This window comes from Pseudomonas sp. HP_08 (assembly GCF_055284095.1).
Window position 1 is genome coordinate 79,129 of the sequence record NZ_JBTOQC010000009.1, and the last position, 25,704, is coordinate 104,832.

General features: G+C 63.7%; 28 protein-coding genes. 9 read left to right on the top strand and 19 right to left on the bottom strand.

The genetic code is table 11. From position 1 onward, the window contains the following. Positions 1 to 68: 68 nt before the first annotated feature. A complete protein-coding gene (locus tag ACYAS9_RS09800; protein ID WP_463568094.1) occupies positions 69 to 638 on the bottom strand; it encodes a GNAT family N-acetyltransferase in 570 nt (189 codons plus the stop codon). A gap of 118 nt (positions 639 to 756) precedes the next feature. Here ACYAS9_RS09800 and ACYAS9_RS09805 point away from each other — a divergent pair, with 118 nt between their 5' ends. Together ACYAS9_RS09805 and ACYAS9_RS09810 are read left to right on the top strand one after the other, a co-directional pair. After that, entirely contained in the window at positions 757 to 1,674 is a 918-nt protein-coding gene (locus ACYAS9_RS09805; RefSeq protein ID WP_463568095.1) for a histone deacetylase family protein, read from the top strand. A gap of 233 nt (positions 1,675 to 1,907) precedes the next feature. After that, positions 1,908 to 3,143, top strand: a complete 1,236-nt coding sequence (locus tag ACYAS9_RS09810; protein ID WP_463568096.1) for a TIGR03862 family flavoprotein — start codon at positions 1,908 to 1,910, stop codon at positions 3,141 to 3,143. 6 nt (positions 3,144 to 3,149) lie between these two features. On the opposite strand, the gene ACYAS9_RS09815 is transcribed toward ACYAS9_RS09810, so the two are convergent. Both ACYAS9_RS09815 and yedA read right to left on the bottom strand, forming a co-directional pair. Then, positions 3,150 to 4,478, bottom strand: a complete 1,329-nt coding sequence (locus ACYAS9_RS09815; RefSeq protein ID WP_463568097.1) for a DEAD/DEAH box helicase — start codon at positions 4,476 to 4,478, stop codon at positions 3,150 to 3,152. Positions 4,479 to 4,540: 62 nt separating this feature from the next. Next, positions 4,541 to 5,443: a drug/metabolite exporter YedA gene (yedA, locus tag ACYAS9_RS09820; protein ID WP_463568098.1), complete on the bottom strand. Its 903-nt coding sequence runs from the start codon at positions 5,441 to 5,443 to the stop codon at positions 4,541 to 4,543. 167 nt (positions 5,444 to 5,610) lie between these two features. On the opposite strand from yedA, the gene ACYAS9_RS09825 reads away from it, so the two are divergent. Further along, positions 5,611 to 6,105: an Lrp/AsnC family transcriptional regulator gene (locus ACYAS9_RS09825; protein WP_463568099.1), complete on the top strand. Its 495-nt coding sequence runs from the start codon at positions 5,611 to 5,613 to the stop codon at positions 6,103 to 6,105. Here the strand turns inward: ACYAS9_RS09825 and ACYAS9_RS09830 are convergent. Both ACYAS9_RS09830 and ACYAS9_RS09835 read right to left on the bottom strand, forming a co-directional pair. Then, the gene (locus tag ACYAS9_RS09830; protein WP_463568100.1) at positions 6,083 to 6,694 is read right to left on the bottom strand and encodes a 3'-5' exonuclease; all 612 of its coding nucleotides are present in this window, start codon (positions 6,692 to 6,694) and stop codon (positions 6,083 to 6,085) included. The genes ACYAS9_RS09825 and ACYAS9_RS09830 overlap by 23 nt on opposite strands. A gap of 34 nt (positions 6,695 to 6,728) precedes the next feature. Then, positions 6,729 to 7,208 carry a LabA-like NYN domain-containing protein gene (locus ACYAS9_RS09835; RefSeq protein WP_122472182.1) on the bottom strand — a complete coding sequence of 160 codons (480 nt, stop codon included), beginning with the start codon at positions 7,206 to 7,208 and terminating at the stop codon, positions 6,729 to 6,731. A gap of 195 nt (positions 7,209 to 7,403) precedes the next feature. Here ACYAS9_RS09835 and ACYAS9_RS09840 point away from each other — a divergent pair, with 195 nt between their 5' ends. Continuing rightward, positions 7,404 to 7,874, top strand: a complete 471-nt coding sequence (locus ACYAS9_RS09840) for a hypothetical protein (RefSeq protein WP_463568184.1) — start codon at positions 7,404 to 7,406, stop codon at positions 7,872 to 7,874. A gap of 43 nt (positions 7,875 to 7,917) precedes the next feature. Here the strand turns inward: ACYAS9_RS09840 and ACYAS9_RS09845 are convergent, their stop codons facing one another. Then, positions 7,918 to 8,568: a DUF2076 domain-containing protein gene (locus tag ACYAS9_RS09845; protein ID WP_463568101.1), complete on the bottom strand. Its 651-nt coding sequence runs from the start codon at positions 8,566 to 8,568 to the stop codon at positions 7,918 to 7,920. 180 nt (positions 8,569 to 8,748) lie between these two features. Between ACYAS9_RS09845 and ACYAS9_RS09850 the strand changes: the two genes are divergently transcribed. Together ACYAS9_RS09850 and ACYAS9_RS09855 are read left to right on the top strand one after the other, a co-directional pair. Beyond that, complete coding sequence (locus ACYAS9_RS09850; RefSeq protein WP_463568102.1) at positions 8,749 to 9,411, top strand: YciC family protein; 663 nt, start codon at positions 8,749 to 8,751, stop codon at positions 9,409 to 9,411. Positions 9,412 to 9,458: 47 nt separating this feature from the next. Continuing rightward, a complete protein-coding gene (locus ACYAS9_RS09855; RefSeq protein ID WP_463568103.1) occupies positions 9,459 to 10,496 on the top strand; it encodes an endonuclease/exonuclease/phosphatase family protein in 1,038 nt (345 codons plus the stop codon). On the opposite strand, the gene ACYAS9_RS09860 is transcribed toward ACYAS9_RS09855, so the two are convergent. From ACYAS9_RS09860 to nac, 12 genes are all read right to left on the bottom strand, one after another. Further along, positions 10,497 to 11,330, bottom strand: coding sequence for an ABC transporter substrate-binding protein (locus ACYAS9_RS09860; RefSeq protein WP_463568104.1), 834 nt, complete (start codon positions 11,328 to 11,330; stop codon positions 10,497 to 10,499). A 50-nt stretch (positions 11,331 to 11,380) separates the two neighbouring features. Then, positions 11,381 to 12,109: an amino acid ABC transporter ATP-binding protein gene (locus ACYAS9_RS09865; RefSeq protein WP_459743840.1), complete on the bottom strand. Its 729-nt coding sequence runs from the start codon at positions 12,107 to 12,109 to the stop codon at positions 11,381 to 11,383. 23 nt (positions 12,110 to 12,132) lie between these two features. Next, on the bottom strand, positions 12,133 to 12,873 hold the full coding sequence (locus tag ACYAS9_RS09870) for an amino acid ABC transporter permease (protein ID WP_463568105.1): 741 nt from the start codon (positions 12,871 to 12,873) through the stop codon (positions 12,133 to 12,135). 6 nt (positions 12,874 to 12,879) lie between these two features. Then, positions 12,880 to 13,581 (bottom strand): amino acid ABC transporter permease, encoded by a 702-nt coding sequence (locus tag ACYAS9_RS09875; RefSeq protein ID WP_463568106.1) that lies wholly within the window; start codon positions 13,579 to 13,581, stop codon positions 12,880 to 12,882. 125 nt (positions 13,582 to 13,706) lie between these two features. Beyond that, positions 13,707 to 14,459: an SDR family oxidoreductase gene (locus tag ACYAS9_RS09880; RefSeq protein WP_463568107.1), complete on the bottom strand. Its 753-nt coding sequence runs from the start codon at positions 14,457 to 14,459 to the stop codon at positions 13,707 to 13,709. A 126-nt stretch (positions 14,460 to 14,585) separates the two neighbouring features. Next, positions 14,586 to 15,359, bottom strand: a complete 774-nt coding sequence (locus ACYAS9_RS09885) for a LamB/YcsF family protein (RefSeq protein ID WP_463568108.1) — start codon at positions 15,357 to 15,359, stop codon at positions 14,586 to 14,588. Beyond that, positions 15,360 to 15,746 (bottom strand): biotin/lipoyl-containing protein, encoded by a 387-nt coding sequence (locus ACYAS9_RS09890; protein WP_463568109.1) that lies wholly within the window; start codon positions 15,744 to 15,746, stop codon positions 15,360 to 15,362. Further along, the gene (locus ACYAS9_RS09895; RefSeq protein WP_463568110.1) at positions 15,746 to 16,717 is read right to left on the bottom strand and encodes a 5-oxoprolinase subunit C family protein; all 972 of its coding nucleotides are present in this window, start codon (positions 16,715 to 16,717) and stop codon (positions 15,746 to 15,748) included. Before ACYAS9_RS09895 ends, ACYAS9_RS09890 begins: the two co-directional genes overlap by 1 nt. Continuing rightward, positions 16,714 to 17,379, bottom strand: coding sequence for a 5-oxoprolinase subunit PxpB (pxpB, locus tag ACYAS9_RS09900; protein WP_463568111.1), 666 nt, complete (start codon positions 17,377 to 17,379; stop codon positions 16,714 to 16,716). The genes ACYAS9_RS09895 and pxpB overlap by 4 nt, the downstream gene beginning before the upstream one ends. Further along, positions 17,376 to 18,728: an acetyl-CoA carboxylase biotin carboxylase subunit gene (gene accC / locus ACYAS9_RS09905; RefSeq protein WP_463568112.1), complete on the bottom strand. Its 1,353-nt coding sequence runs from the start codon at positions 18,726 to 18,728 to the stop codon at positions 17,376 to 17,378. The genes pxpB and accC overlap by 4 nt, the downstream gene beginning before the upstream one ends. A gap of 41 nt (positions 18,729 to 18,769) precedes the next feature. Then, complete coding sequence (locus ACYAS9_RS09910; protein ID WP_463568113.1) at positions 18,770 to 19,201, bottom strand: acetyl-CoA carboxylase biotin carboxyl carrier protein; 432 nt, start codon at positions 19,199 to 19,201, stop codon at positions 18,770 to 18,772. Positions 19,202 to 19,313: 112 nt separating this feature from the next. After that, positions 19,314 to 20,225 carry a nitrogen assimilation transcriptional regulator NAC gene (gene nac, locus ACYAS9_RS09915; protein WP_463568185.1) on the bottom strand — a complete coding sequence of 304 codons (912 nt, stop codon included), beginning with the start codon at positions 20,223 to 20,225 and terminating at the stop codon, positions 19,314 to 19,316. A gap of 275 nt (positions 20,226 to 20,500) precedes the next feature. Between nac and ACYAS9_RS09920 the strand changes: the two genes are divergently transcribed. The 3 genes from ACYAS9_RS09920 to ACYAS9_RS09930 are packed head-to-tail and all read left to right on the top strand — an operon-like array spanning position 20,501 to position 24,680. Further along, entirely contained in the window at positions 20,501 to 21,709 is a 1,209-nt protein-coding gene (locus tag ACYAS9_RS09920) for an aspartate transaminase (RefSeq protein ID WP_463568114.1), read from the top strand. A gap of 9 nt (positions 21,710 to 21,718) precedes the next feature. Continuing rightward, positions 21,719 to 23,293 carry an MFS transporter gene (locus ACYAS9_RS09925; RefSeq protein ID WP_463568115.1) on the top strand — a complete coding sequence of 525 codons (1,575 nt, stop codon included), beginning with the start codon at positions 21,719 to 21,721 and terminating at the stop codon, positions 23,291 to 23,293. Positions 23,294 to 23,348: 55 nt separating this feature from the next. Continuing rightward, entirely contained in the window at positions 23,349 to 24,680 is a 1,332-nt protein-coding gene (locus ACYAS9_RS09930; RefSeq protein WP_463568116.1) for an OprD family porin, read from the top strand. 1 nt (position 24,681) lies between these two features. On the opposite strand, the gene ACYAS9_RS09935 is transcribed toward ACYAS9_RS09930, so the two are convergent. Further along, complete coding sequence (locus tag ACYAS9_RS09935; RefSeq protein ID WP_463568186.1) at positions 24,682 to 25,704, bottom strand: LacI family DNA-binding transcriptional regulator; 1,023 nt, start codon at positions 25,702 to 25,704, stop codon at positions 24,682 to 24,684.

The following is a 25,704-nucleotide window of genomic DNA, read 5'->3' on the forward strand; positions in this document are numbered from 1 at the left end:
CATGACTCCTTTGCAAAACGGATCGGCGCGATCAGGTCGCGCAATAGACAGAGGATGATACAGAAACGTCAGCCTTGCAGTGTCGAGAGCCACTGTTCCCGATTGATGCGGTACAGCACATGGGGCTTGAGCGGGTGCTGGTCGGGCAAGGCCGGGTGTTCAAAGTCGGCGGTCGGGTCCAGTTGCATGCCGATCGCCTGCATGACCTTTTGCGACGGCAGATTGCTTTGCGCGGTGAACGACACGATTTCCTCCAGCCCCAGGCGCTCGAAACCGCAGCCCAGCGCCGTCCACGCCGCCTCGCTGGCAAACCCCAGCCCCCAGTGCTCGCGCGCCAGGCGCCAGCCGATCTCCACCGCCGGTGCAAAAGGCGCCTCGAAGCCCACCACCATCAAGCCTGTAAAACCGATAAAGGTACCGGTGTCCTTGCGCTCCAGCGCCCACAGACCAAAGCCCAGCTCGGCAAAATGCCCGCGCATGCGGCCGATCATCGCCGCCGTCTCCAGGCGGCTCATGGGCTCGGGAAAATACCGCATCACCTGTGGATCGGCGCACATGGCGGCAAATGCCGGCAGATCATCATCGTGCCACTGGCGCATCGATAATCGTGCGCTGTCGAGCGTGAGTATGGGTTCCATCCGTCATTCCTCGGGGGCAATCCTGGATCGCGCCAGTTTAGCTGTGAACAAGACACACGACTGTGCGCGTGATGGCATTACTGGCACTATCGGGGTTGGACCCTAAAGCACAGTCAAAATGTCCCTGCCGCTCATCTACCACGACGACTACAGCCCGCCCTTCCCGGCCGATCACCGTTTTCCGATGGACAAGTTCCGCTTGCTGCGTGATCACTTGATCGAAAGCGGCATTACCTGTGACGCGCAATTGCTGCGCCCCGAGTTGTGCCCGCCGGACATTCTGGCCCTGGCGCATGACCCGGCTTATATCGAACGCTTCATGAGCGGCGACCTGTCGCGCGAAGACCAGCGCCGCCTCGGCCTGCCATGGAGCGAAGCGCTGGCCCGGCGCACCGTGCGCGCCGTGGGCGGTTCATTGCTGACCGCAGAACATGCCCTGCAACATGGCCTGGCCTGCCATCTGGCCGGCGGCACGCACCACGCTCATTACGATTACCCGGCCGGCTTCTGCATCTTCAATGACCTGGCGATCATCAGTCAGTACCTGCTGCGCAGCGGCCGGGTCGGCAAGGTGCTGATCTTCGACTGCGACGTGCACCAGGGCGACGGCACCGCCCGCCTGCTGGCCGACACCGAAGACGCCATCACCGTCTCGCTGCACTGCGAAAAGAACTTCCCGGCCCGCAAGGCGCAAAGCGATTGGGACATCCCGCTGCCCATGGGCATGGGTGATGCGGACTACCTACAAGTGGTCGACGACACCCTCAACTATCTGTTGCCGTTCTACAAACCGGACCTGGTGCTCTACGACGCCGGTGTCGATGTACACAAGGACGATGCGCTGGGCTATCTGAACCTCACCGATCAAGGCCTGGCCGCCCGCGATGAAGCCGTGCTGCATCATTGCCTGGGACGCGATATTGCGGTGATGGGCGTGATTGGTGGCGGGTATAGCAAGGACCGCCATGCGCTGGCGCGCCGGCACGGGATTTTGCATCACAGTGCGCAGAAGGTATGGGTTGAGCGGGGGTTGTAGGAGCGCGCTCTGCTCTGGGCCGCATTCGGACGACCGAGTGCGTTAGCGCTCGCAAAATCTCGGAAACGCTGAAAGTTTACGACTGCTAGCGCAGCCGGTCGTCCGAATGCGGCCCAGAGCAGAGCGCACTCCTACAGGCTGTATGTTTGCTGCACGACAGCGCCATATCCAGCCCACCGACTGTTCTCAGGTAGAATGCCCACCCCTTTCGTGCCATCACCACCGGTTTGCCCATGACCTCATCGACCTCCCCTGCCCTTGCATCCGTCGCCATCATCGGGGGTGGGCCGGCAGGCTTGATGGCGGCCGAGGTGTTGAGCCAGGCCGGCGTCAAGGTCGACCTGTACGACGCCATGCCGTCGGTGGGTCGCAAGTTTCTGCTGGCCGGCGTTGGCGGCATGAACATTACCCATTCCGAGCCTTACCCGGCCTTTGTCGCCCGTTACGCCGAGCGCGCAGCGGTCATCGAGCCGTTGTTGCAGGGTTTTGATGCCGACGCCTTGCGCCAGTGGATTCACGGCCTGGGCATCGAGACGTTCGTCGGCAGTTCCGGGCGGGTGTTTCCCACCGACATGAAAGCGGCGCCCTTGCTGCGTGCCTGGCTCAAGCGCCTGCGCGAAGGCGGCGTGAACGTGCATAACCGTCATCGCTGGCTGGGCTGGAACAGTGACGGCAGCCTGCGCGTGGCGAATGCTGAAGGCGAACTGGCCTTGCGCCCGACGGCGGTGTTGCTGGCGCTGGGTGGCGGCAGTTGGGCGCGACTGGGATCCGATGGCGCCTGGTTGCCGTGGCTGCAGGCCCAGGGCGTCGGGGTGGTGCCGTTGCAGGCCAGCAACTGCGGCTTTGAAGTGAGTGCCTGGAGCGAGGTATTGCGCAGCAAGTTTGCCGGTGCGCCGCTGAAGAATATCGCCATGACTGTGGATAACTTAGCGCCACGCCTGGGTGAGTGCGTGCTCACCGAGCGCGGGGTGGAAGGCAGCCTGGTGTACGCGCTGTCGGCGCCGATTCGTGAATTGATCAACCGCCATGGCAGCGCCACGGTGTCGGTCGACCTGTTGCCGGGCAAGACGCTGGAAGCGGTACACAAGGCTCTGAGCAAACCGCGCGGTTCACGCTCGATGGCCAAGCACCTGAATGGTCAATTGGGGCTGGAAGGCGCCAAGGCCGCGCTGCTGCGCGAGCTGACCCGCGCTGAGCAGTTCAACGATGCACAGTTGCTGGCCCAGGCCATCAAGGCCCTGCCCTTGACGCTGGTCAAGGCGCGGCCACTGGACGAGGCGATCAGCACCGCCGGTGGCGTGGCCTTTGAGGCGCTGGATGAGCAGTTGATGCTCAAGGCACTGCCGGGCGTGTTCTGCGCCGGCGAAATGCTCGACTGGGAAGCCCCGACCGGCGGCTACCTGCTGACTGCCTGCTTTGCCAGCGGGCGGATGGCCGCGCAGGGTGTGCTGCGCTGGCTTGCCCGGTAAACAGCCTTACGGCTTGCGCTTGCGCGGGCCGGTGTTGAACGCAGGCACCTTGCGCACCGGCTTGGCCGCAGGCGCTGCCGCTTCCGGCTCACCGCTGTCGATCCACTTGCCCAGGTTGCCCTTGCCGCTGGCCTTGGGCTTCTTGGGTTTTTTCGGCTTCTTGAGAATCTGCCCGCTGGCATCGGTGACCGGTACCCGGTGATCGGGAATAAAGTCCGGCTCGTCGTTGCGTTGCAGGGTCTGGCGAATCAGCACTTCGATGGCCGCCAGTTGCTCGACTTCATCGGCGCACACCAGCGAGATCGCTTCACCGGTCTGCCCGGCGCGGCCAGTACGGCCGATGCGGTGCACGTAGTCTTCGGCGACGATCGGCAGGTCGAGGTTGACCACGGTCGGCAAATCGTCGATGTCCAGGCCACGGGCGGCGACATCAGTGGCCACCAGAATCTGGATTTCGCGCGACTTGAAGCTGTCCAGCGCCCGCTGGCGCGTGGCTTGCGGGCGGTCGCCGTGGATGCCGTCGGCCTTGATGCCCAGCCCTTGCAGGCGCTCGGCCAGTTGATCGACGCCGACCTTGGTCTTGGCGAACACCAGCACCTGGCCCCAGCGCTGTTGCTTGAGCAGGTGGATGAACAATTCGGTCTTGCGCTTCTTGTCGACGGTCACCACCCATTGCTTGACCGTGTTGGCGGCGGCATTGCGCGGGCTGACTTCGATGCTCAGCGGGTTGTCGAGCATCTGCCCGGCCATCTGCCGGATCGGGTCGGAGAAGGTCGCGGAGAACAGCAGGGTCTGGCGCTTCTTGGGCAGCACGTTGTAGATGCCGCGCAGCTCTTCGGAGAAGCCCAGGTCGAGCATGCGGTCGGCTTCGTCCAGCACCAGGATCTGCACCTGGTTGAACTTGACCGCGTTCTGCCGGTGCAGGTCGAGCAAACGGCCTGGCGTCGCGACCAGTACATCGACGCCACGGCGCAGGCGCATCATCTGCGGGTTGATGCTCACGCCGCCGTACACCGCGTAAGTGCTCAGCGGCACGTGCTCGGCGTACTGGCTGAAGCTGGCATGCACCTGCTCGGCCAGTTCGCGGGTCGGCGCCAGCACCAGGGCACGCACCGAGTTGGCGGCCACTTTCGGGCCTTCCATGGTCAGGCGTTGCAGCAGCGGCAGGGCAAAGCCTGCGGTCTTGCCGGTGCCGGTCTGGGCCGCCGCCATCAGGTCGCGGCCTTCAAGTACAGCGGGAATCGCCTTGGCCTGGACAGGCGTCGGGGTCTGGTAGCCCAGCGCCTCAAGCGCACGCAGCAAGGGTTCGATCAGGCCAAGAGAAGCGAATGTCATGGAAATACCGTAGGGAAAATTCAGCGCAAGGCGTGCAGTTTACCCTGTCGCCGGCTTATCCGTCAGGTCGCCGCCGCGCTGACAGCAGGCTTACGCCACTGCGGCAGACCGATCAGGATCACCGCGCTGACGATCACCAGCATGGCCAGCGCCTCTTCGGGGCCGATGTGTTCGCCGGCGAACAGCATGCCCAGCACCACCGCCACCACCGGGTTGACATAGGCATAGCTGGTCGCGGCGGCCGGACGGACGTTTTTCAGCAGGTACATGTAGGCGCTGAAGGCGACGATCGAGCCGAACACCACCAGGTACGCCAGTGCGCCCCACCCCGCTGCGGTGGGCATTTGCTCCAGGCGCTCGCCACTGAGCAGGCTGCCGACCATCAGAATGGCGCCTGCGGTGAGCATTTCGGCGGCACTGGCCATCGGTCCGCTGGGCAAGGGCAGGTGCTTGCTCAATACCGACCCCAAGGCCCAGGCAGCGGCGGCGAAGATCAACAGGGCGGCGCCGTACGGGCTGGCTTGCAGGTTGGTGCCCAGGTTGAGCAGGCCGATGCCGATCAGGCCCAGTGCAATACCGGCCCATTCCAGGCGGGTGGTGCGGTTGCCCCAGAACAGCCCGAACAACAGCGTGAACAACGGCATGGTCGCCACCGCCAGCGCGGCCACACCCGAAGACACATCGGCGTGCTCGGCCAGGGTCACGCCGCCATTGCCGCAGCCCAATAGCAAAAAGCCAATGATCGCCGCCGCTTTCCATTGCGCGGCGGTGGGTGCCGGCACCCCGCGCCAGCGCAGGTAGCCGTACAGCAAGGCGCCGGCGATCAGAAAGCGTACCGCGGCCATCATCAGCGGTGGCCACGAGGCCACGCCGATACGGATCATCAGGTAGGTGGAGCCCCAGATCAGGTAAAGCGCCAGAAAGGCACCGATGAGTAACAGGGGAAAGCGACGGGTATGAGGCATGGCAGGCTCGGAATCCATTCGAATGGTCGAGCTATTTTAAGAAGGCAGATACGGAATATTAAGCCGACAAAACTGTTTAAACGGCACAGATAATTTCGATTCAACGGTACTATCCGGCTTTAGCCTTCGATTCGAAAAACAGCACTTTTGTCTTCGGGAGATGCCCTGTGGAGCTGGACAAATACGACCGCATTCTCATCGACGCGCTGCTGGAAAACGGCCGTGCGTCATTTGCGCAACTGGCGCGGCTGGTCAATCTGTCGGCACCGGCGGTGGCCGAACGGATTGCCAAGCTGGAAGCCAACGGGGTGATTACCGGCTACGAGGCCAAGGTCAATCTGGCCAAGGTCGGCCTGCCGATCCAGTGCATGATCGAGCTACGGCTGGGCAGCCATGGCAATCAGCACGCTTATGAAGAGTTGTACAAGTTTCCCGAGTTGATCCAGTGCCACCGGGTCACCGGCGATCCCTGCGTGATCATGCGCGCGGCGGTGGACTCGATGGAGCATCTGGAGCAACTGCTCGACCGCGTGGCGCGCTTTGGTTTCAGCAAGACCTCGATCGTGCTGTCGACGCCTGTGGACCGGCGCCTGCCGGCCGGTCATCTGGGTAACGGGGTGCGCCTGGAGAAACCGTCGGTCAAAGGCCGCGCTGACGCTTGAGGGTTTCCAGAATCCGCGCTGCCGGGACCTTTTGCAGGCTGCACAGCAACTGGTGGGAGACGGCGGTAATGCCGTGCTGGTTGCGCAACTGGCCGGTCATGTAGCCCATCAGGTTGGCGGCCATTTCAGCATCGGCCATGGCCCGGTGCGCCTGGCCGGTATTGGGCAGGCGCGCATAACGGGTCAGGGTGCCGAGTTTGTGGTTGGGTGCGCCGGGGATCAGGCGCCGGGCCAGCAGCATTGAACAGGCAAAGTTCTGCACGCGCTTGCGCTGGATACGCGCCAGCTCGAAGTCCCAGAACTTCTGGTCGAACGAAGCGTTGTGCGCCACCAGCGGCGTGCTGCCGACAAAGTCCGCCACATCGCCCATGACCCGCTCGGCGGCCGGCGCGGTGCGGATCATCGCGTTGCTGATGCCGGTCAGCGACTCGATGAACTCCGGAATACGCACGCCGGCATTCATCAGGCTCTGATAACGGTCGACGATGCGCCCCTCCTCCATGATCACCACCGCCACTTCCGTGGCACGGCAACCGGGGCCCGGCGAGATGCCAGTGGTTTCAAAGTCGATGACGGCAATGCGTTCCACAATCGGTAGCCTTTTTCTGTGCGGTATCAGGTGTTCAATTCTTGAGCAGTAATGCGCCTTCAATAGGCACATAGCGGGTCGCGGCGCGGATCAGCGAGTTGGCGGTCAGCCCCGGCACGCCGTAGGCCACCGCCTCGACCTTGTAGCGGTCGATGATGCGCTCGAGCAGCAGATCGAAATCGCCATCGCCGGAAGCCAGCACCACTTCATCGACTTCGGCGGCGTGTTCCATCACATCAAGAGTGATGCCCACGTCCCAGTCGCCCTTGGCCGAGCCATCGCTGCGCTGGATGTAGGGTTTGAGCCGGACGGTAAAGCCCAGGTTGCGCAGGATCTGCTGAAACTGCTGCTGCTTGCTGTCACCGCGGTCGATGGCATAGGCATAGGCCTGCACGATCTGCCCGTGCTGGCTGACATCGGCCCAGAACGCGGCATAGTTGAAGTGACAGCCGTGCGCCTGACGCACCGTGTAGTAGAGGTTCTGCACATCGGCAAACACCGCGATCTTTTTCACTGTCACTTCCCAGGTTGCAAACAGCGCGCAGTATGCCAGTTATGGGCCGAGGATGTGCGCAGTCGGGAACAGCGCCGTCAGGACAAGAGGTCATTGCCGGTCTCGAGGGTACCTGTGTCAAGCTACGGCGCTTTCACGCCTGGCCCTTGGTATCACCAGGTTTTTCCATGCTCAGGACGAGTCATTCACGTGCTGATGAAGCTGGCGCCGAAGAAGCGGCGCAACCCGCGTAATTTCTATCTGGGTATCGCTGCGGTGATGCTGCTTGCCGGGACTGGACGCTATTTCGGGCTCAAGGCCGAGCAGGAGAAGGAGGCCCAACAGGCGCTGCTGGCCGAGCGCCTCGCCCAGTTGAATGCAACACTGCCAAGGCAGCTGGATGCATTGACCACCTTTGAGTACGTCGGTTTGATGTACGCAGACACGATTGTCTACCGCTACAGGATCGACGTGGCGGCAAGCAGTCTCTCCGAAGAGCGCAAGGCCAGCCTGCAGGCGGAATTACGCCGTGGCCTGGAGAAACTGGCCTGCAAGGAAACACAACTGTTAGCCGCGATGCGCAAGTTTAAAGTTCATCAGGAACATTCCTACCTGGCCAGAAACAGCAAGCTCTTTATCATTGATATTCGACCTGAACAGTTGAGCTGCCCAGAGCCGACAACGTGAATGTGAGCGCCGCCCGGAGCAGGGCGGCCTCCCCGGCATTGACTCAGACAAAGCTGTCATCGTCATCGAACGATCCACCATCGTCGGCCAGATAATCCTGATCGCGGTTCCAGCCATCATCCTGTTGATAACCTTGTGCCGGCGAGTCCTGGATCACTTCGACAATTTCCTGCGGCGCGTTGTGGTGCCCGAACAGGCTGCTGATGCCCTGCGCCAGCATCACGCCACCCGCTACACCCGCCGCCGTCTGCAAGGCGCTGCCGAGAAAGCCGCTGCCCTTGGCAGGCGCTGGTGCAGGCGCCGCAGCAGGTGCCGGCGGCGCTGCATAACCGCTGTCGCGCCAGCCGCCACCGGAAGGTGGTGGCGTATTGCGTTGTGGCTGGCCACCGCCAAACAAGCCGGACAAAAAGCCCCCGCCGCCACTGGCCGGCGCCTGCGCACTGCGCGCCTGCTGCAACTCGGCCTGAAGCTTGAGGATCTGCTCGTCGCGCTCGCGCACTTGCTGGTTGAGCTGATTGACCGCCGCTTCCTGCACCACGATCGCCTGGGCCATGTAATACGGCGCCGCCGGCTGGCGCCGCAGGTGCTCGTTGATGTGTGCCTCGACCGCTGCATCGCGGGCGCCAGCCGTGCTTTCGGCGGTTTTCAGTTTCGCGAAAAGATCGTCGATCAGGGTTTGCTCTTGGTTGTTCATACGCACCTCGCAAGGATCGTCACAAGGCCAATGCGTGGCCTTGAGAACGTTATGGGGCTGGCAAAGGGCGCTTCAAGGACATGACAAAAAAGTTAAGAAGCCCGCTGTAGCCGGGCGCGCTTGGTGGGTCATCGGCCAATGGGCTACAGTGTCCGCCGACTTTTCTTACGACCGAACACCATGAATCCGCTGAACATCATCCAGGACTCGCTTTACTTCTTTCGCCGCAACCTGATCAGCATTCTGGTGCTGTGCCTGCCGCTGATCGTCCTCGAGTCGCTGGTCAAACAGGCCGTCGGCAACGCCGTGACCAGCAGTGCCTCGAACGCCTATGAGTTGGTCGTGGGCCTGTTTTTCTATCCGTTGTACAGCGGCGCGCTGATTCTGTTGCTGGCTGCCCGCACCCGCGGCGAGCAGCCGCGCACCGTCGATATCTGGGCCATGACCCTGCGCTTGTGGCCCAGCTTTGCGGTGTTGTCGGCGATCAGCACGCTGTTGATCATGTTCGGCCTGTCGCTGTTCGTGTTGCCGGGCCTGTGGGTGATGATCAAGCTGGCGTTCAGCGAATACTTGCTGGTGCTGCGCCAGCGCCCGCCGCTGCTGGCGATGCGCGAAAGCATGCAGATGACCAACGGGCACTTTTTGCGCATTCTGGTTTGCCTGTTGATCATCTATATCCCGCTGTCGATGATCGAAGGCCTGGGCATGTACCTGTTTCCCGAGCCCCAGGCGTCCGGCGTTACGCTAATGCTCGACAGCCTGAGCAGCTTTTTGCAGTTGTTCATGGGCGTGGTGATGTTCCGCCTGTTCATGCTGGTGGCCGACGCCCCGCCGAAGGACTGATGCCTGGGCTATGCTGAGCGCAGCCCATAAGGAGGCCCATCCAGGCGATGACCCGAATCCTTTTGCGTCTGGTCCTCTGGACCCTGCTGCCGATAGCCGCACTGTGGCTGGCGGTGTATCACCTGACCTGGCGCCCGCCTGCACGTGAGCCGGTCACGGCCATCTGCACCACGCCTCAGGCACCGACGCTGGTGCCTGGCCAGGCCTTGAAGGTCATGACCTGGAACGTTCAATACCTGGCCGGCAAACGCTATGTGTTCTGGTACGAGGCGGCCGCCGGCGATGAAGCCGACGAGCGCCCCACCGCCGAAGACCTGGCGTTCAATCTGGATGAAGTGGCGCGGGTGATCCGCGACGAACAGCCTGATCTGGTGCTGCTTCAGGAAGTCGGCGACGGCGCCAGGCACACCGATTACCAGAACCAGCTGGCGTTGCTTCAGGAACGGCTGGTCGACCTTTACCCGTGCAGTACCCAGGCGCTGGAGTGGCAGGCCGAGTTCATCCCGCACCCGCATATCTGGGGCAGCGTCGGCCTGAAACTGGCGACCCTCAGCCGTTATCGCATCGACAGCGCCGAGCGCCTGCAACTGCCGGTGCAACACGCCAATATCATCGTGCGCCAGTTCCAGCCAAAACCGGCCTTGCTGGTCAGTTACCTGCCGCTGAGCGATGGCAGCCGGCTGGCGGCAATCAACACCCAGCTGTATGCCCCGGCGGCGGATGACACCCGCCGCCAGCAAGTTGAAACCACCGCCCGCCTGCTCGATCACCTGACCGGCAGCGGCACGCCATGGCTGATGGGCGGCGATTTTGACCTGCAGCCGCAAGATGCAGCCTTGCGACAGCTTCGGGACACGTACCCGATGATCCCGGCCAACAACGAAACCAACGGCACCGAGCGCAACCGCTGGCTGACCCACTGGCCCAACGACCCGCGTATCGACGGCCCGGACCGCACGCTGGACTATCTGTTTTACAGCCCAGGCCTCAAGCGCCTCGAGGCTCAGGTTCGCCAGGCCGATACCCTGGAAATCTCCGACCATTTACCGGTGCTGGGGCGTTTGTTGCTGCCCGTACAGCCGTGATCAAGGCAGCGGATCGAACTTCAGCTCGCTCAGGCTCTGTACCTTGTCGACGCGGACCATCTTGTATTCGGTGTTCGGGCCGATCCAGCGCTCCCAGATCGCGTCGATCTCGCCCTTGGCTTCCATGGCCCGCAGCGATTCGTTGACCTTGGCCAAAAACGCCGGCTCGCCCTGACGCATGCCGGCACCGATCGGTTCCAGCGCCATCGGCTCCTTGGCAATCGCCAGCTCGACACCGCCGGCCTTGGCCTGGCCGACCAGCTTGATCGCGGTCATGGTGTTGGTGACCAGCCCCACCACCTTGTTCTGTTGCAGGGCCATGTAGGCCGAGCCGGTGTCCTGGAAAGTCACCGGCGTGGCATTGGCCAGGCGAATCGACTGCTCGGAGGTCGAGCCCTTGGTCGAGCTGATGCGCTTGCCCTCGAAGAACGACTTGGGCTGGTCGGCGTTGGCGGCGCGCACCACCAGGGTTTCCTTGGCGATGTAGTACGGGTCGCTGAACTGGATCTGGTCGGCGCGGCTCTTGGTGTAGGCCAGGTTGGCGAAAATCAGGTCGACACGGCCCATTTTCACTTCCGGAATCCGTGCTTCAACCGACAGCGGCTTGAGCTCCAGTTCCACGCCCAGCTCCTTGGCCAGTGCCTTGCACAGGTCGACGTCCATGCCCACCAGCTCGCGGGTTTTCGGATCGGGTGCGGAGAACGGCGGCACATCTGCGTACACGCCGCAGCTCAGGCTCTTTTTGCTCATGACATCGCTCAACTGATCGGCCTGCGCCACCGCAACGGCCAATGGCGAAACCAGCAACACGGCCAACAGAGACTTCATACCCATGGGAGCATCCTCATTAGATCAAGATCGAAACGGTTGAATGAACGCAGCCCTCAGTGGCTGCGCAGATCGGCAATGAAACGTTGCGCACGCGGGTGCGTCGGTTGCTGGAAGAAGCTTTCCGGGGTGGACTTTTCAAGAATCTGCCCCGCATCCATGAACCAGATGGTGTCGGCCACTTCACGGGCGAAGTTCATCTCGTGGGTCACGCACATCATGGTCATGCCCTCCTTGGCCAGACTTTTCATGACGCTGAGCACCTCGCCGACCATCTCCGGGTCCAGGGCGCTGGTCGGTTCGTCGAACAGCATCACCGGCGGCTCCATGGCCAGCGCGCGGGCAATCGCCACGCGCTGCTGCTGGCCACCGGACAATTGCGCAGGGTAGGCGCCGGCCTTGTGCGCCAGGCCGACGCGGTCAAGCAGTTCCATGGCCCGCGCCCTGGCTTCGCTGCCCTTGAGGCCGCGCACCTTGGTCGGGGTGAGGATGATGTTGTCGAGCACCGACAGGTGCGGGAACAGGTTGAAACTCTGGAACACAAAACCCACCCGGCTGCGCAGGCGGTTGAGGTTGGCGTCGGTGCCGTGTACGTCCTGGCCGTCGAACAGAATCTGCCCGTCGCGGATATCTTCCAGACGGTTGACGGTGCGGATCAGCGTCGACTTGCCAGAACCCGACGGGCCGCAGAGCACCACCACTTCACCGCGTTTGACCTCGGCGGTGATGTCGGTCAGGGCCTGATAATCGCCGTACCATTTGTTGATCCTGGAAAACATGATCATCGGATGCATGAAGGCGCCCTCGGTCAGTGGGTGGTCAAGGCCGGCCGGCTCGGCGTTGCCACAGGCGCGAGGCCCTGACGCTTGCGCGCAATGCGCAGCTCCAGAGCATTCGCCACCCGGGTCAGGCCGTAGCACAGCAGGTAGTAAGTGATGGCCAGGATGAAGAACACCTGGAAGGGTTTGGTCAGCAGTTGGTTATTGACCTGGTTGGCGGCAAAGGTGATTTCCTGCACGTTGATCACATAGCCCAGCGAGGTTTCCTTGATGATCGAGATGAACTGGCTGACCAGGCTGGGCAGCGAGTTGTACAGCGCCTGGGGCAAAATCACCCAGACCGTGGTGCGCATATAGCCCATGCCCAGTGCCCGCGAGGCTTCGTACTGGCCGGCCGGCAAGGCCTGAATGCCACCGCGGACGATCTCGCACAGGTAGGCGCTCTGGTAGATCACCAGGGTGCAGAGCATGGTGGTGAAGCCGGTGATGTTGTGGCCGATCAGCAGCGGCACCAGGAAATAGGTCCAGAAGATCACCATCAACAGCGGAATACCGCGCAGCACATAAACCCACACCGTCGCCGGGTAACGCAGCCAGCGCCACGGCGAAACCCGCGCCAAAGCCAGCAGCAGGCCCAGGGGAAACGCCAGCACCAGCGCCAGCACCGCCAGGATCAGCGTCGACGCCAGCCCGCCCAGCGGGCCATGCGGGTACTGGCCGACCAGAAACAGCGCCCAGTTGTCCTGCAGGATCGTGAACATATCGAACATGGTCGCTTACCTCGCCATCGCTTTACTGAAGTGCCGTGCCAGCAACGCGCCAAGCGCCATCAGCAGCAGGGAAAAGGCCAGGTACACCACGGTCGCCACCAGATACGCCTCGAAGGTGCGAAAGGTGTAGTTCTCGACCTCGCGGCTGGCGTAGGTCAGCTCCACCACACCGATGGCCATCGCCAGGCTGGTGTTCTTGAACAGCAGCACCGTGTGGTTGATCAGCGACGGCAGGCAATTGCGGATGCTTTGCGGCAGGATCACGTAGCGCATCGAACGCACATAACCCAGGCCCAGCGCCCGCGATGCTTCGGTCTGCCCGGCCGGAATGGCACGCAGGCCGCTGCGGATGTCTTCACTGAAATACGCCGCCTGGCACAAGCCCAGGGCGATCACCGAAAACAGGTATTCGGTGCTGTAGTTGGCCAGCCACAACTGGGTCGACTCCGACAGCAGGGTCGGCACCCCGAAGTACCAGAGCATCAGTTGCACCAGGGTCGGCACATTGCGGTGGTACGACACATAGGCCGCCACCAGGTATTCGACATAGCGGTTACCGGTCAGGCGGATCGACACCAGCAGCACGGCCAGCACCATGGCCAGGCACCAGGCGAACAGCGCCAGTTGCAGGGTCATCTCGATGCCCTTGAGGATCAGCTCGGCATACTCGCCGTGCAGGATCGCGGAAAGATCGAAGTCATTTGTCATGGTGTGTTCCATCGACATTCGGCTTGGGGCAGGAGCAAGGCGCCGCCTGTTGCCAGCGGCGCGGTACAGCGATGACGGCTTGAGCCGTTCTATAAAAAGCGCCGTTCTATTGAATGGCCCGGCTTTTAACCGACGTAATCCTGCGGCCGTGCCGTGGACAGCCCGCCCGGCACTTGCAGGGTCGGGGTGATTTCCATGTGGCCGATGTTCACCGACACCGGTGCGGCAATCGCAAAGGCAATGGCATTGGCGATGTCGGCGGCCACCGGCAGCTCGAAGCCTTCGATAAAGCGCTGGCGCACTTCTTCGGAGTCGCCGTGGACGTGGGCGAAGATGTCGGTGGCGACCCGGCCCGGACAGATTTCGGTGACCCGCACGCGCTTGCCGAATGCATCGACCCGCAGTTGCTTGGAGAGCATGCTCACCGCTGCCTTGGTGGCGTGGTAAGTGGCGTTGCCGCCGAAGTTATAGGCGGCGGCAATCGAGCTGATATTGACGATATGCCCACGGTCGCGCTCGACCATGCCCGGCAGCGCCAGACGTGCGATCTGCAAGACCGCGCGCAGGTTGACGTCGACCAGCAGATCGATGCCTTCGGCGTCGGCCTTGAGCAACGAACCCGGACGGTCGACACCGGCATTGTTGATCACCACATCGAAGGTGTGCGCGGCAAACAGTGCGGTCAGCCCGGCCAGGTCGGTGACGTCGATGGCATGCGCGATGCAGCCGGTGCGCTCGGCCAGCGCCGCCAGCTTGTCGGCACTGCGCGCCAGGGCATGCACTTCAAGGCCTTCGGCACACAGGCGTTCGACCACGGCCTCGCCGATACCGGAAGAAGCGCCGGTGACCAGCGCTGTTTTGTAATCGGAAAAAGGCATATCACAGTTCCTCGAATGAGCTTGGATCACGTCCCGTCTCGGGGATGGTAATCGCCTTGTCTGGGACTTTAACGAGCCGGGCCCGCAGCGACCAAGACGCAATGGTTGTGTGGCAATAAGGTGTGCTTATGACCCTTGGACGAGTTGCGAAATCGGGGTGATGACGCCGCCCCTGGCTTCGATGCCGTGGCGAATCTGCCGTGCCAGCTCTACGGCGCCCGGTGTGTCGCCGTGCAGCAGGATCGAACAGGCGTTGGCGGCGATGACCTTGCCGCTCAAGGTCGTGACCGTGCCGTCTTGCAGCAACTGCACGACCCGCGCCATTACCTGCGCGGCGTCCTTGATCACCGCGCCTTCGATGCCGCGTGGCACCAGCAGGCCGCTTTCGTCATAGGCCCGGTCGGCCAGAAATGTCGTGGCCACCCGCAGTCCGCAGCGCTCGGCGGCGCTCTCGATGGCGACGCTGCTCGACGAACTGATGATGATCCGCGGATCGAAACGCGCCACGGCCTCGACCAGCGGCGCGGCCAGCGCGGCATCGGCGGCGGCCATGTTGCCCAGCGCGCCATGAAAGCTCATGTGCGTGACGCGGTAATCGGCCGCTGCCGCAATGCCGGCCAGAGCCCCCAACTGATAAACCACCAGGTTGCACAACTCGGGGATGTCGATGTTCATGCGCCGCCGGCCAAAGCCTTGCAGGTCGGGAAAGCCCACATGCGCGCCCAGATCGATGCCCAGCGCTTTGGCGCGGCGCACCGTGGCGTCCATGATCGTCGGGTCGCCGGCATGAAAACCGCAGGCGACATTGGCCGAGGAAATCAGCGGCATCAGCGCTTCATCTTCACCCATGCGCCAGGGGCCGAAGCCCTCGCCCAGGTCAGCGTTCAAGTCGATGCGCATTCAGCAGGCCTCCAGTTCGAGCAGCGGCTGGCCGTAACCGACCTGTTCGCCGTCTTGGGCAATAAAGCGAATCAGCTTGCCGGCCATGCTGCTGCGCACCGGCAGGTACAGGCCGCCAATTTTCAGCAGGCCCAGCAGTTGCCCGGCCTCGATGGTTTCGCCGGGCTGGGCATAGGCGCTGCGTTCGTCGGGACGGTGCTGGATGAACAGGCCCGGTTGTGGCGCTTTAACGAGAGGATGATCCGGTTCGCGGTCTTCGCGACGGATTGCAGGGCGCGCCGGGCTGCGCTTGATGAACAGCTCCAGGCCCGGGCGCTTGAGTTCCAGCGCGCTCAGTTGTGCCTCGCCCAGCCAGGTCGCCAGTTGGCGGATTTCGCGGATATCCATCAGTGATTTCCTTGCAGGCTGCGCAGCGCCAGCAGGCGCCGGGCGTCGTCGATGAACGTTTGATGGCTGTCCAGTGCGTCGAGGGCTTCGGCATAGCTGCACTCGACAAAACGCACCTGGCTGCCGATCGGCGCCTGGCCGAGGCGCCACAGGTCGGCCTCGATCACGGTGGCGAATTTCGGGTAGCCGCCACTGGGCTGCGCATCGCGCATCTGCACGATGGGCTGGCCGCCATGCGGCACCTGAATCACGCCGGGCACGATGCCGTGCGAGCGAATCTCCAGCGGCCGCTCGGGCAGCAACGGCGTGCCCTCGAGGCGATAGCCGTAGCGGTTGCTCTGGGTGGTGATCTTCCATGGGCTGGCAAAGAAACCGGCGCGCGCCTCCAGGCTGAAACACTCATATTCGGCGGCCGGCAACACACGCACGGCAGGCAGGCCATCGACCGTCAGCGGCAGAGCACTGAGCGGCGATTCCAGGCCAAAGTCGCTCAGCGCGACCAGCCCGGGCGAGCCTGCTGCCAGCCGGTCGCCCTGCTCCAGCGCCCGCCCCTGCCAGCCACCGAAGGCGCCGCGCAACTGGGTGCTGCGCGAGCCCAGCACCAACGGCACATCGATGCCACCGGCCAGGCACAGGTAGGCACGGCTGCCGGCGCTCGGGTAACTGAGGTTCAAGACCTGGCCCTTGCGCGCCTGGGTCATCCAGTTGCCGGGCAACCGCGCACCGTCCAGCGTGGCTGCGCAGGACGCGCCGGTGACGGCGAATGCGCAGTCTTCGACAAAGCGCACCTGAAACGGAAACAGCGGAATCTCGATGGCCGCCGCACCTTCATCGTTGCCCAGCAACAGGTTGCCCAGGCGCAGCGACAGGCTGTCCATCGCCCCCGAAGTGCCGACGCCAAAGCCCAGGCTGCCCAGGCGCCCAAGGTCCTGAACCGTGGCCAGGGCGGTGGCGCTGATAATCTCGATCATCGGATGATCCTCTCTATGCGCAGGCGCAACTGGTCGCCGGGCTGCAGCAGCGCGGGCGGGTCTTGTTCAGCGTCGAAAAAAACCATTTCGGTACGGCCGATGGTGTTCCAGCCGCTGGGGCCGGCCGAGGCCGAGATACCGGTCTGCACGCCGCCGATGGAAACCGCGCCGGCACCGATGTTGAGCACCGGCACCTTGCGCCGTGGCGTGGCCAGGCGCGGGTCCATGCCGCCCAGATAGCAGTAGCCGGGATGGCTGCCCAAGGCATACACCGGGTACAACGGCTCGCAATGCAGGTTGGCGATGGTCTCGATGTCCAGCCCGGTGTGGGCGATCACGTCATTCATGTGCGGGCCGTCGTCGCCGCCGTAGACCACCGACAACTCGACGATGCGGCCTTGCAGCGGCAGCGCCTGGCACGCTTCCCAGGCCTCAAGCAGCCGCGTACGCAGCCCGGACAGGTCGCGGGGCGGGGCCTGCAAGGTCAGCATCAGATTATTCATGCCCGGCACGGCCTCGCCGACTTCGGGCCAGTCCTTGACCTGGCGTGCCAGGGCCCAGATGCGTTGCTGCGGCAATAAATCGAGTTCGCCGGGCGCTTCGAGCAACAGGGCCGTGGTGCCCAGCAGGCTGATAGACGGTGCAGCGGCCAGGCGGCTCATGGTTGGCTCCGGGTCTGTAACCAGTGTTCGAGGTGGTGGATGTCCATGTCGCCGGCGCAGAACACCGGGTCTTCAAGGATGTCGCGGTGCAGCTCGATGTTGGTGGCGATGCCCTCGACCTGCATCTCGCTCAGGGCCAGGCGCATGCGCGCCAACGCTTCGTCGCGGGTCGCGCCATGGGTGATGACCTTGGCCACCATCGAGTCGTAGTACGGCGGCACGCGATAGCCCTGACTCACATGCGAGTCGACGCGCACACCGAAACCGCCCGGCGCCACCCAGCGGGTTACCAGGCCCGGCGTCGGCATGAAGCTGCGCGGGTCTTCGGCGTTGATGCGGCACTCCAGCGAGTGGCCATGTACGCTAATGTCGGCCTGCTTGAGCGTCAGGCGCTCGCCCATGGCCATGCGGATCTGCTGCTGAACGATGTCGATGCCGCTGGTGGCCTCGGTGACCGGGTGCTCGACCTGCAGGCGGGTGTTCATTTCAATGAAATAGAACTCACCGTGCTCGAACAGAAACTCGAAAGTCCCCACGCCCTGATAACCGATCTGCCGGCAGGCTTCGACGCAGCGCTCGCCCACGCGGGCGATCAGCGCAGGATCGATACCTGGCGCCGGTGCTTCTTCCAGCACCTTCTGGTGGCGGCGCTGCATCGAGCAGTCCCGCGAGCCCAGCCACACGGCGTGGCCATAGGCATCGCCGAGCACCTGAATTTCGACATGGCGCGGCGTGCCGAGAAACTTCTCGATGTACAGCTCGGGATTGCCGAAGGCGCGGCGCGCTTCTTCGCCGGTGATGGCGATGGCATCGAGTAGCCGGTCGGCCTCATGCACCACGCGCATGCCGCGTCCGCCACCGCCGCCGGCGGCCTTGACGATCACCGGGTAACCAATGTCATCGGCGATGGCCAGGATGGCCTGCGGATCACTCGGCAAGGCGCTGTCCGGGCCCGGCACGCACGGCACGCCGGCCAGGCGCATGGCACGCTTGGCCGCCACCTTGTCGCCCATGGTGCGAATGCACGCGGCGCAGGGGCCGATAAAGGTCAGGCCCTGTTCGGCGATGCGCTCGGCAAAGCCTGCGTTCTCAGACAAAAAACCATAACCCGGATGAATCGCCTGAGCACCGGTCAGCCGCGCGGCATACAGCAAAGCGCTCTGGTTCAGGTAACTCTGGCCCGGCGCCGCCGGCCCGATGCACACCGCTGCATCGGCCTGTTGCACGTAGCTGGCGTCACGATCGGCCTCGGAATACACCGCGACCGTCTTGAGCCCCAGGCCTTTGCAGGCGCGCAGGATGCGCAGGGCAATCTCCCCGCGGTTGGCGATCAATACTGTGTCGAACATGAAAAACCCCGACTCGAAAATGGGTGGGCAGCCAGCACGGCTCAACCGATACGGATCAGCACCTGGCCGGCCTGAACCTCTTCGCCGCCCTTGACCAGAATGGCGCTCACCACGCCGGCCGCCTGAGCCTTGAGGGGATGAAACATCTTCATTGCCTCGATCACCGCCAGGGTCTGGCCGACCTCCACCGCCGTGCCGACGTCGACAAACGGCGGCTGGTCGGGCGCCGGCGTCAGGTGCAGCACGCCGTACAGCGAGGCGCAGACGTCAGTGCCGGTTACGGCGGACGCAGACGTAACAGGTGCGGGCGCACTGACGGCGGCGACGGGCGCCGCCGGCAACACGCTGCTGGCAACGGCCTGGCCCGGCTCGCGCAGCAGACGCAATTGCGCATCGCCTTCGCTGAGGCTCAGCTCGCTCAGGTCGGACTCGACCATCAGGTCGATCAGGGATTTGATTCGTTCCGGTTTCATGCGAGGGCCCTTGCCTGGCAATAACAAAAGTGGCTGAGGCCAATGTATCGAGGCGGTTTTTGCCAGACCAAGACGGATTGAATGTGGAGAGATAAGGCCGCCTTATGACCGCTCAGGCATCGCGCTGCTTGCCACGCAGTTCGGCGACCAGTTCCAGCAGGATGGCCTTGACCGCCTGGGCCGGCACCGACAGCGGCAAGTGTCCCGACAGGCACAGCGCCAGCGATGCTTCGATGTCCGGTTCGACGATGTGGCACAGGTGCAGCGCGTGGGTGTCAGCCAGTACCCGCGCGGCCGACTCGGGCAGGATCGTCGCGCCGAAGCGGTCGGCGACGGCGGCGGCCAGGCTGGTCGACGACTCGATCTCGGCAATCACCCGCGCGCTGCGCTCGATGCGCACAAAGGCTTCGTCCACCAGCCGGCGCATGGTGTTGTAGGTGCGCGGCAGCAACAGGTCGATGTCGCTCACCTCGGCCAGCGCAATTTGCTCGCGGTCGGCCATCGCAGGATCGCCGCTGACCAGAAATAACTGTTCGCGCAGCAACGGCACGAAACTCAGGCCATGCACCTCGCGCCCGCCATACAGCACGGCCATGTCCATGCGCCCGTTCATGATCAGCTCGCTCAGCGTGGTGCCGAAGTTTTCGTTGAGGTACAGCAAAATGCCCGGATGCCGCTCGCGCACCCGTTTGAGCAAGGGCAGCGACAGCGACGAGGCCGCCGTGCCCGGTGCCAGGCCGACCGACACCGGCCCCGACAGCGCCTGCCCGCTGGTATTGACGTCACTTTGCGCCTGCTCGCACTGGCGCAGGATCACCTGGGCATGGCCGTACAAGACCTTGCCGGCTTCAGTGGGCGTGACGCCACGCTTGGTGCGAATCAGCAATTGCTGCTGCATCTCGGCTTCCAGGGTCACCAGTTGCTGACTCAGGGCCGGCTGGGCGATGTGCAGCACATCGGCGGCCTGGGTCAGGCTGCCGATGTCGACGATTTTCACAAAATACTTCAGGCGGCGCAGGTTCATGGCGGGCACTTCCGGATCGATACCCAGCCTGTTCAGCAAGAGCCAGGCCAGCTTGTCTGCGGCGGCGTCATAAGCGTTGGTTATGGTGGCCGAAACCTCTGCATGCATAAGCGGCCGCAACCCCAGCAAACGCTGCGCGCACTATTTTGGCGCATGCCAGGTTCATCGCGGGTCATAAGCGCTGCCTATCAAACCAGAACGAACTCGTCTTATGGCCAGCCTGCGCCGGGCTCGTAACGTATCCCTCGTCAAGGCCATCAACGAGGAATGCCACCGTGACCGCATCCCGCATCGCTGCCCGCGTGCTCCGTATCAAACCTTCCCCCAGCAGCGCGGCGGCCGATCGCGCCAACGAGTTGCGCCGGGCCGGCCATTCGATCATCAACCTGGTGGTCGGCGAACCCGATTTCGATACCCCGGCGCATATCCGCCAGGCCGCCAGCGCGGCGATCGAAAAAGGCGAAACCCGCTACACCTTGAATGCCGGCACCACGGCCCTGCGTGAAGCCATCGTCGCCAAGCTGGCGCGGGAAAACGGCCTGGCGTACAGCGCCGCCGAAGTGGTGGTCACCAGCGGTGCCAAAGCGGCGATCTTCAACGCCTTTGCGGCCACCTTGAGCCGTGACGACGAAGTACTGATTCCGGCGCCGTACTGGGTCTCTTACCCGGACATGGTGCTGGCCTGCGACGGTCGCCCGGTGACGTTGCCGTGCCCGGAACACAACCAGTTCAAGCTCAGCGCCGAGCAGCTGCGCGCCGCCATTACCCCGCGCACGCGCTGGCTGCTGCTCAACTCGCCCAGCAACCCGACCGGCGCAACCTACAGCGCCGCCGAGTGGCGCGCGCTGGCCGATGTGCTGCTCGACTACCCCGATGTGCTGGTGATGACCGACGACATCTACGAGCACATCCGCTACGACGACCAGCCGCTGACCCATCTGCTGACCGTCGAGCCGCGCCTGCGCGACCGCGTCGTGGTGATCAATGGCGTGTCCAAGACCTACGCCATGACCGGCTGGCGCATCGGCTTTGCCGCCGGCCCCAAGGACATAATCACCGCTATGGCCACCTTGCAGTCGCAATCGACCAGCAATGCCTGCTCGGTGAGCCAGGCCGCTGCCGTTGCCGCGCTTGAAGGCGATCAAAGCTTCGTGGCCAGCAGCGTGCAGGTCTACCGCCAGCGCCGCGACCGCTGCCTGGCATTAATCAACGCCATCGACGGCCTGAGCTGCATCCAGCCTGACGGCGCGTTCTATCTGTACGTCAACTGCGCCGGCCTGCTTGGCAAGCGCACACCCGATGGCCAGGTGCTGGAAGCCGACACCGACGTGGTGCTGTTTCTGCTCGAAAGCCAGGGCGTGGCGGTTGTCGCCGGCACCGCTTACGGGCTGGCGCCGTTCTTTCGCATGTCCACCGCCACCGCGCTGGAAACCCTGGAAGCCGGTTGCGCGCGGATTGCCGCCGCCGTCGCGACCCTGAGCTGAGGAACAGCCATGACCGCGCCAAGCCCATCGCCATTGACCTTTCGCCAAGCCTTGCTGGCCATGCTCGGCGTGTCGCTGGTGTTGATGCTGTCGGCGCTGGACCAGACCGTGATCGGCAACGCGCTGCCAAGCATCGTCGCCGAACTCAATGGCTTCGAGCTGTATGCCTGGGTCGCGACCGGTTACTTGCTGGCCTCGATCGTCACCATTCCGATCTTTGGCCGGCTGGGCGATTTCTATGGGCGCAAGCCGTTCGTGCTCGCCGCCACGCTGATCTTCACCCTCGCCTCGCTGGCCTGTGCGCTGGCCAACGACATGTGGGTATTGCTCGCGGGCCGGGCGCTGCAAGGCATCGGCGGCGGCATGCTGATCGGCACCGCCTTTGCCTGTGTGCCCGAACTGTTTCCCGACACCGCGCAACGCTTGCGCTGGCAAGTGCTGTTGAGCGCGATGTTCAGTGTCATCAATGCCATCGGGCCGGGGCTGGGCGGCTACCTGACCGGCGAGTTCGGCTGGCGCTCGGTGTTCTGGCTGAACCTGCCGCTGGGTTGCCTGGCGTTTGTCATGGCCTGGCGCTTTCTGCCGTGGTATCGCCCGCAACACAGCGGCGCGATTCGTCTCGACTGGCTCGGCGCGCTGCTCATCGTCGTGCTGCTGGGCAGCCTGCAACTGTTCGTGCAGTGGCTGGGCCACAGCGATGGCGTGTTGAGCATCGCACTGGGCGTGCTAGCCGCGGCCGCGCTGCTGGGCCTGTGGTGGTGGGAACGGCGTTGCCAGCATGCCTTGCTGCCGGCGGCGCTGTTCGCCAGCCCCAGCCTGCGGCGTCTGTTCGGGTTGTCGATGATTGCCGGCGCGATCATGTTCACCCTGCTGTTCTATCTGCCGCTGCTGTTGCAGGGCAGCTACGGCTATTCGCCGCAAGACGCCGGCCTGCTGATCACGCCGCTGGCGCTGAGCATTACCCTGGGCGCCATCGTCAACAGCCGGTTGGTCACCCGTCTGCAAAACCCCAACCGCGTGCCGCTGGCAGGCTTTGCCGCCTTGTCGCTGGCCTGTGTGGCGCTGGCAACCATTGGCTTGCGCGGCAGTTTTCAAACGCTGCTGATGCTGATTCTGCTGGCCGGTCTCGGGCTGGGTTTCATCCTGCTCAACCTCACGGTGTTTACCCAGACCCTGGCCGAGCGCCCGTTGCTGGGCATCGCCACCGCGCTGACCCAGTCGCTGCGCCTGGTCGGCGGGCTGTTGGGCACCGCGATCATGGGCGCGCTGGTCAAGTGGCTGTATCTCAGCGACCTGCAACGCGCCCTTGAGGCTGCCGGGCAAAGCCACGCCCTGTCCCGCTTCAGCGACCCGCAAGTGCTGCTGCAAGCCGTGCAGCCTGACAGCGACAGCGCGCTGCCCATCGCCCGCGCCGCGCTGGCGCACTCGCTGGATGTCGGCCTGCTGCTTTGCGCGGCGCTGGGCGGCATAGCCCTGTACATGCTGTACCGACTGCCGGCCGTGACGCTGACCCGCGTCGCGTCTGCTGCTGCACCTGCTGCTGCGCCCCCGACTCTCGCTCGTGAACAACAAGAAAACACCTGACTGCCGCCCTTGCTTGCCTCTCCCCACACTTGACTCATACAACGAGGATGAACCGATGGAGCGTATCAATCGCACGCCCACTGTCATTGCCGGCCTCTGTGGCCTGATGATCGCGCAACAAAGCCAGGCTGCAGGTTTCGTCGAAGACACCAAGGCCAGCATTCTGGCGCGCAACTTCTTCAGCAATGCCGACAACCGCAGTGGCGCAGCAGACCCTAACTACACCCAGGAATGGGGCCAGGGTTTCATGCTCAACGTGCAATCGGGCTACACCCAGGGCGTGGTGGGTTTCGGTGTCGATGCGTTCGGTCAATTGGGCATTCGCCTGGACTCCGGCAAGGGCCGTCACTACAACCCGACCAGTTCGGCGTTCAACGGCAATATCTTTCCCACCGACAGCGACGGCCGGGCGGTGGACGAGTTCAGCAGCCTGGGCGCGACGCTCAAGGCCAAGGTCTCGCAGACCGAACTCAAATACGGCACGCTGGTGCCCATGCTGCCGGTGGTGATGTCCACCGACCGCATGCTGCAACAGACCTTTCGCGGCGGCCAGATCCAGTCCAGGGATCTGAGCGACTTCACCTTTACCGCCGGCCAGCTGGAACACGTCATGGGCCGTGGTTCGACCAACCAGATGGGCATGTCGATTCCCGGCGCCAACAACGCGCTGACCGGCGAGTTCGTCAACAAGTTCTATTACGCCGGCGTCGACTACAAACCGCTCAAGGACCTGACGCTGCAGTACTACTACGGCAACCTCGAAGACTTCTACAAACAGCACTTTCTGGGCCTGAAGTACGAACTGCCGGTCGGCCCCGGCACCCTGCGCACCGACCTGCGCCACTTCGACAACCGCTCCGACGGCGCCAACGGCAGCAACCCTGCGTACTACACCGTCGGCTATTACGGCAACGGCGTGACCAAGGGCAAGGTCGACAGCCGCCTGTCCAGCGCGATGTTCACCTACCTGATCGCGGGCCACACCCTGGCCGCCGGTTATCAGGTGGTCAGCGGCGACAGCGATGCGGTGTGGCTCAACCAGGGCGACGGCTCGACGGCCTATTTCATGACCGAGTCGATGATCGGCAAATTCCAGCGCGCCGGCGAACGCACCTGGCAGGTGCGCTACGGCTACGACTTCGCCAAAGCCGGCGTGCCGGGCCTGACCTTCCTGGCCATGTACGAAAGCGGCTCACACATCAAGACCGTCAGCGGCGATGAAAAGGAATGGGAACGCAACGTCACCCTCAGCTACGCGGTGCAATCGGGCCCGGCCAAGAACCTGACCGTCGCCCTGCGCCACGCCCAGTTGCGCACCGGCTATGTCAGCCAGCGCGACTCGGATGAGCACCGGGTGATCGTCAGCTACCCGATCAATATTTTCTGAATCACATCAGGCTGAAGGGCGTGACGATATTGACCGGCGACGGCGGGATCGGCTCACGCTTCAACAGCCGATGAAATTGCATGATGTGCATCAGCACATGCCGGGCATCGGTTTGCAGCGGGTGATCGATGATTGCTGCAATCTTCTCCTCGGCCAGTAGCTGGCGGTTTTCTTCGTCCAGATCATGACCGACGAACACCGCCAGGCTACGGCCTTGCGCCGCAAAGGCGTCGACAATCGCCCGGTTGCCGCCGCCGACGCTGTACACCGCCTTGAGCGCCGGTTGGCGCACCAGCGCTTCGCTGACCCGCTCGAAGGTCGGTGCATACACCCCGCCGCCACCGCTGATGTCCAGCACCTGCAAATGCGTTGCCCGTGCCCGCAGCCAGGTTCGAAAGCCCACTTCACGCTCTTCTTCGCCGCGAAACAGATCGCTGCTCAGCACCACGGCCACAGGCTGCGGGGCCGGGTCGAGCCAGCGCGACAACAGGTAGGCGGCGGTTTGCCCGGCGGTGCGGTTGTTCATGCCGACATACCCCAGGCGCGCACTTTGCGGCAGGTCGGTGACCAGGGTGACCACCGGCACGCCAGCGGCCATGACCTGATTCACCGCCTGGTTGATGGCGGGCTCATCGGCGGCCTTGAGCACAATGCCCTGCGAGCCTTTGGCCATGCAGCGCCGGATCAGTTCGGCCATGCCCATGCTGTCGATGTCTTCGAACAGATGAAAGCGCGGCATGATCCGGAACGGCGCCAGGCTGCCCAGTTGCGCATTGATTGCCGCACGCACCGCGTCGCTGAAGCGCTTGGGCGTGTGCATGACGATGTCGACATGCAGGGTGCGCCCGACCGCCAGACCGCTGCGTTCCTGGGCTTCGAGTTCATCGAGCGCCTGTTCGATGCGCCGGCCGGTCTGCGCATGCACGCCGGCGCGTCCATGCAACATACGGTCGACCGTGGCCTTGCTGACCCCGGCCTGAGCCGCCAGTTGCTTGATCGAATAACGCCCGGCGCGGTCGAGCAA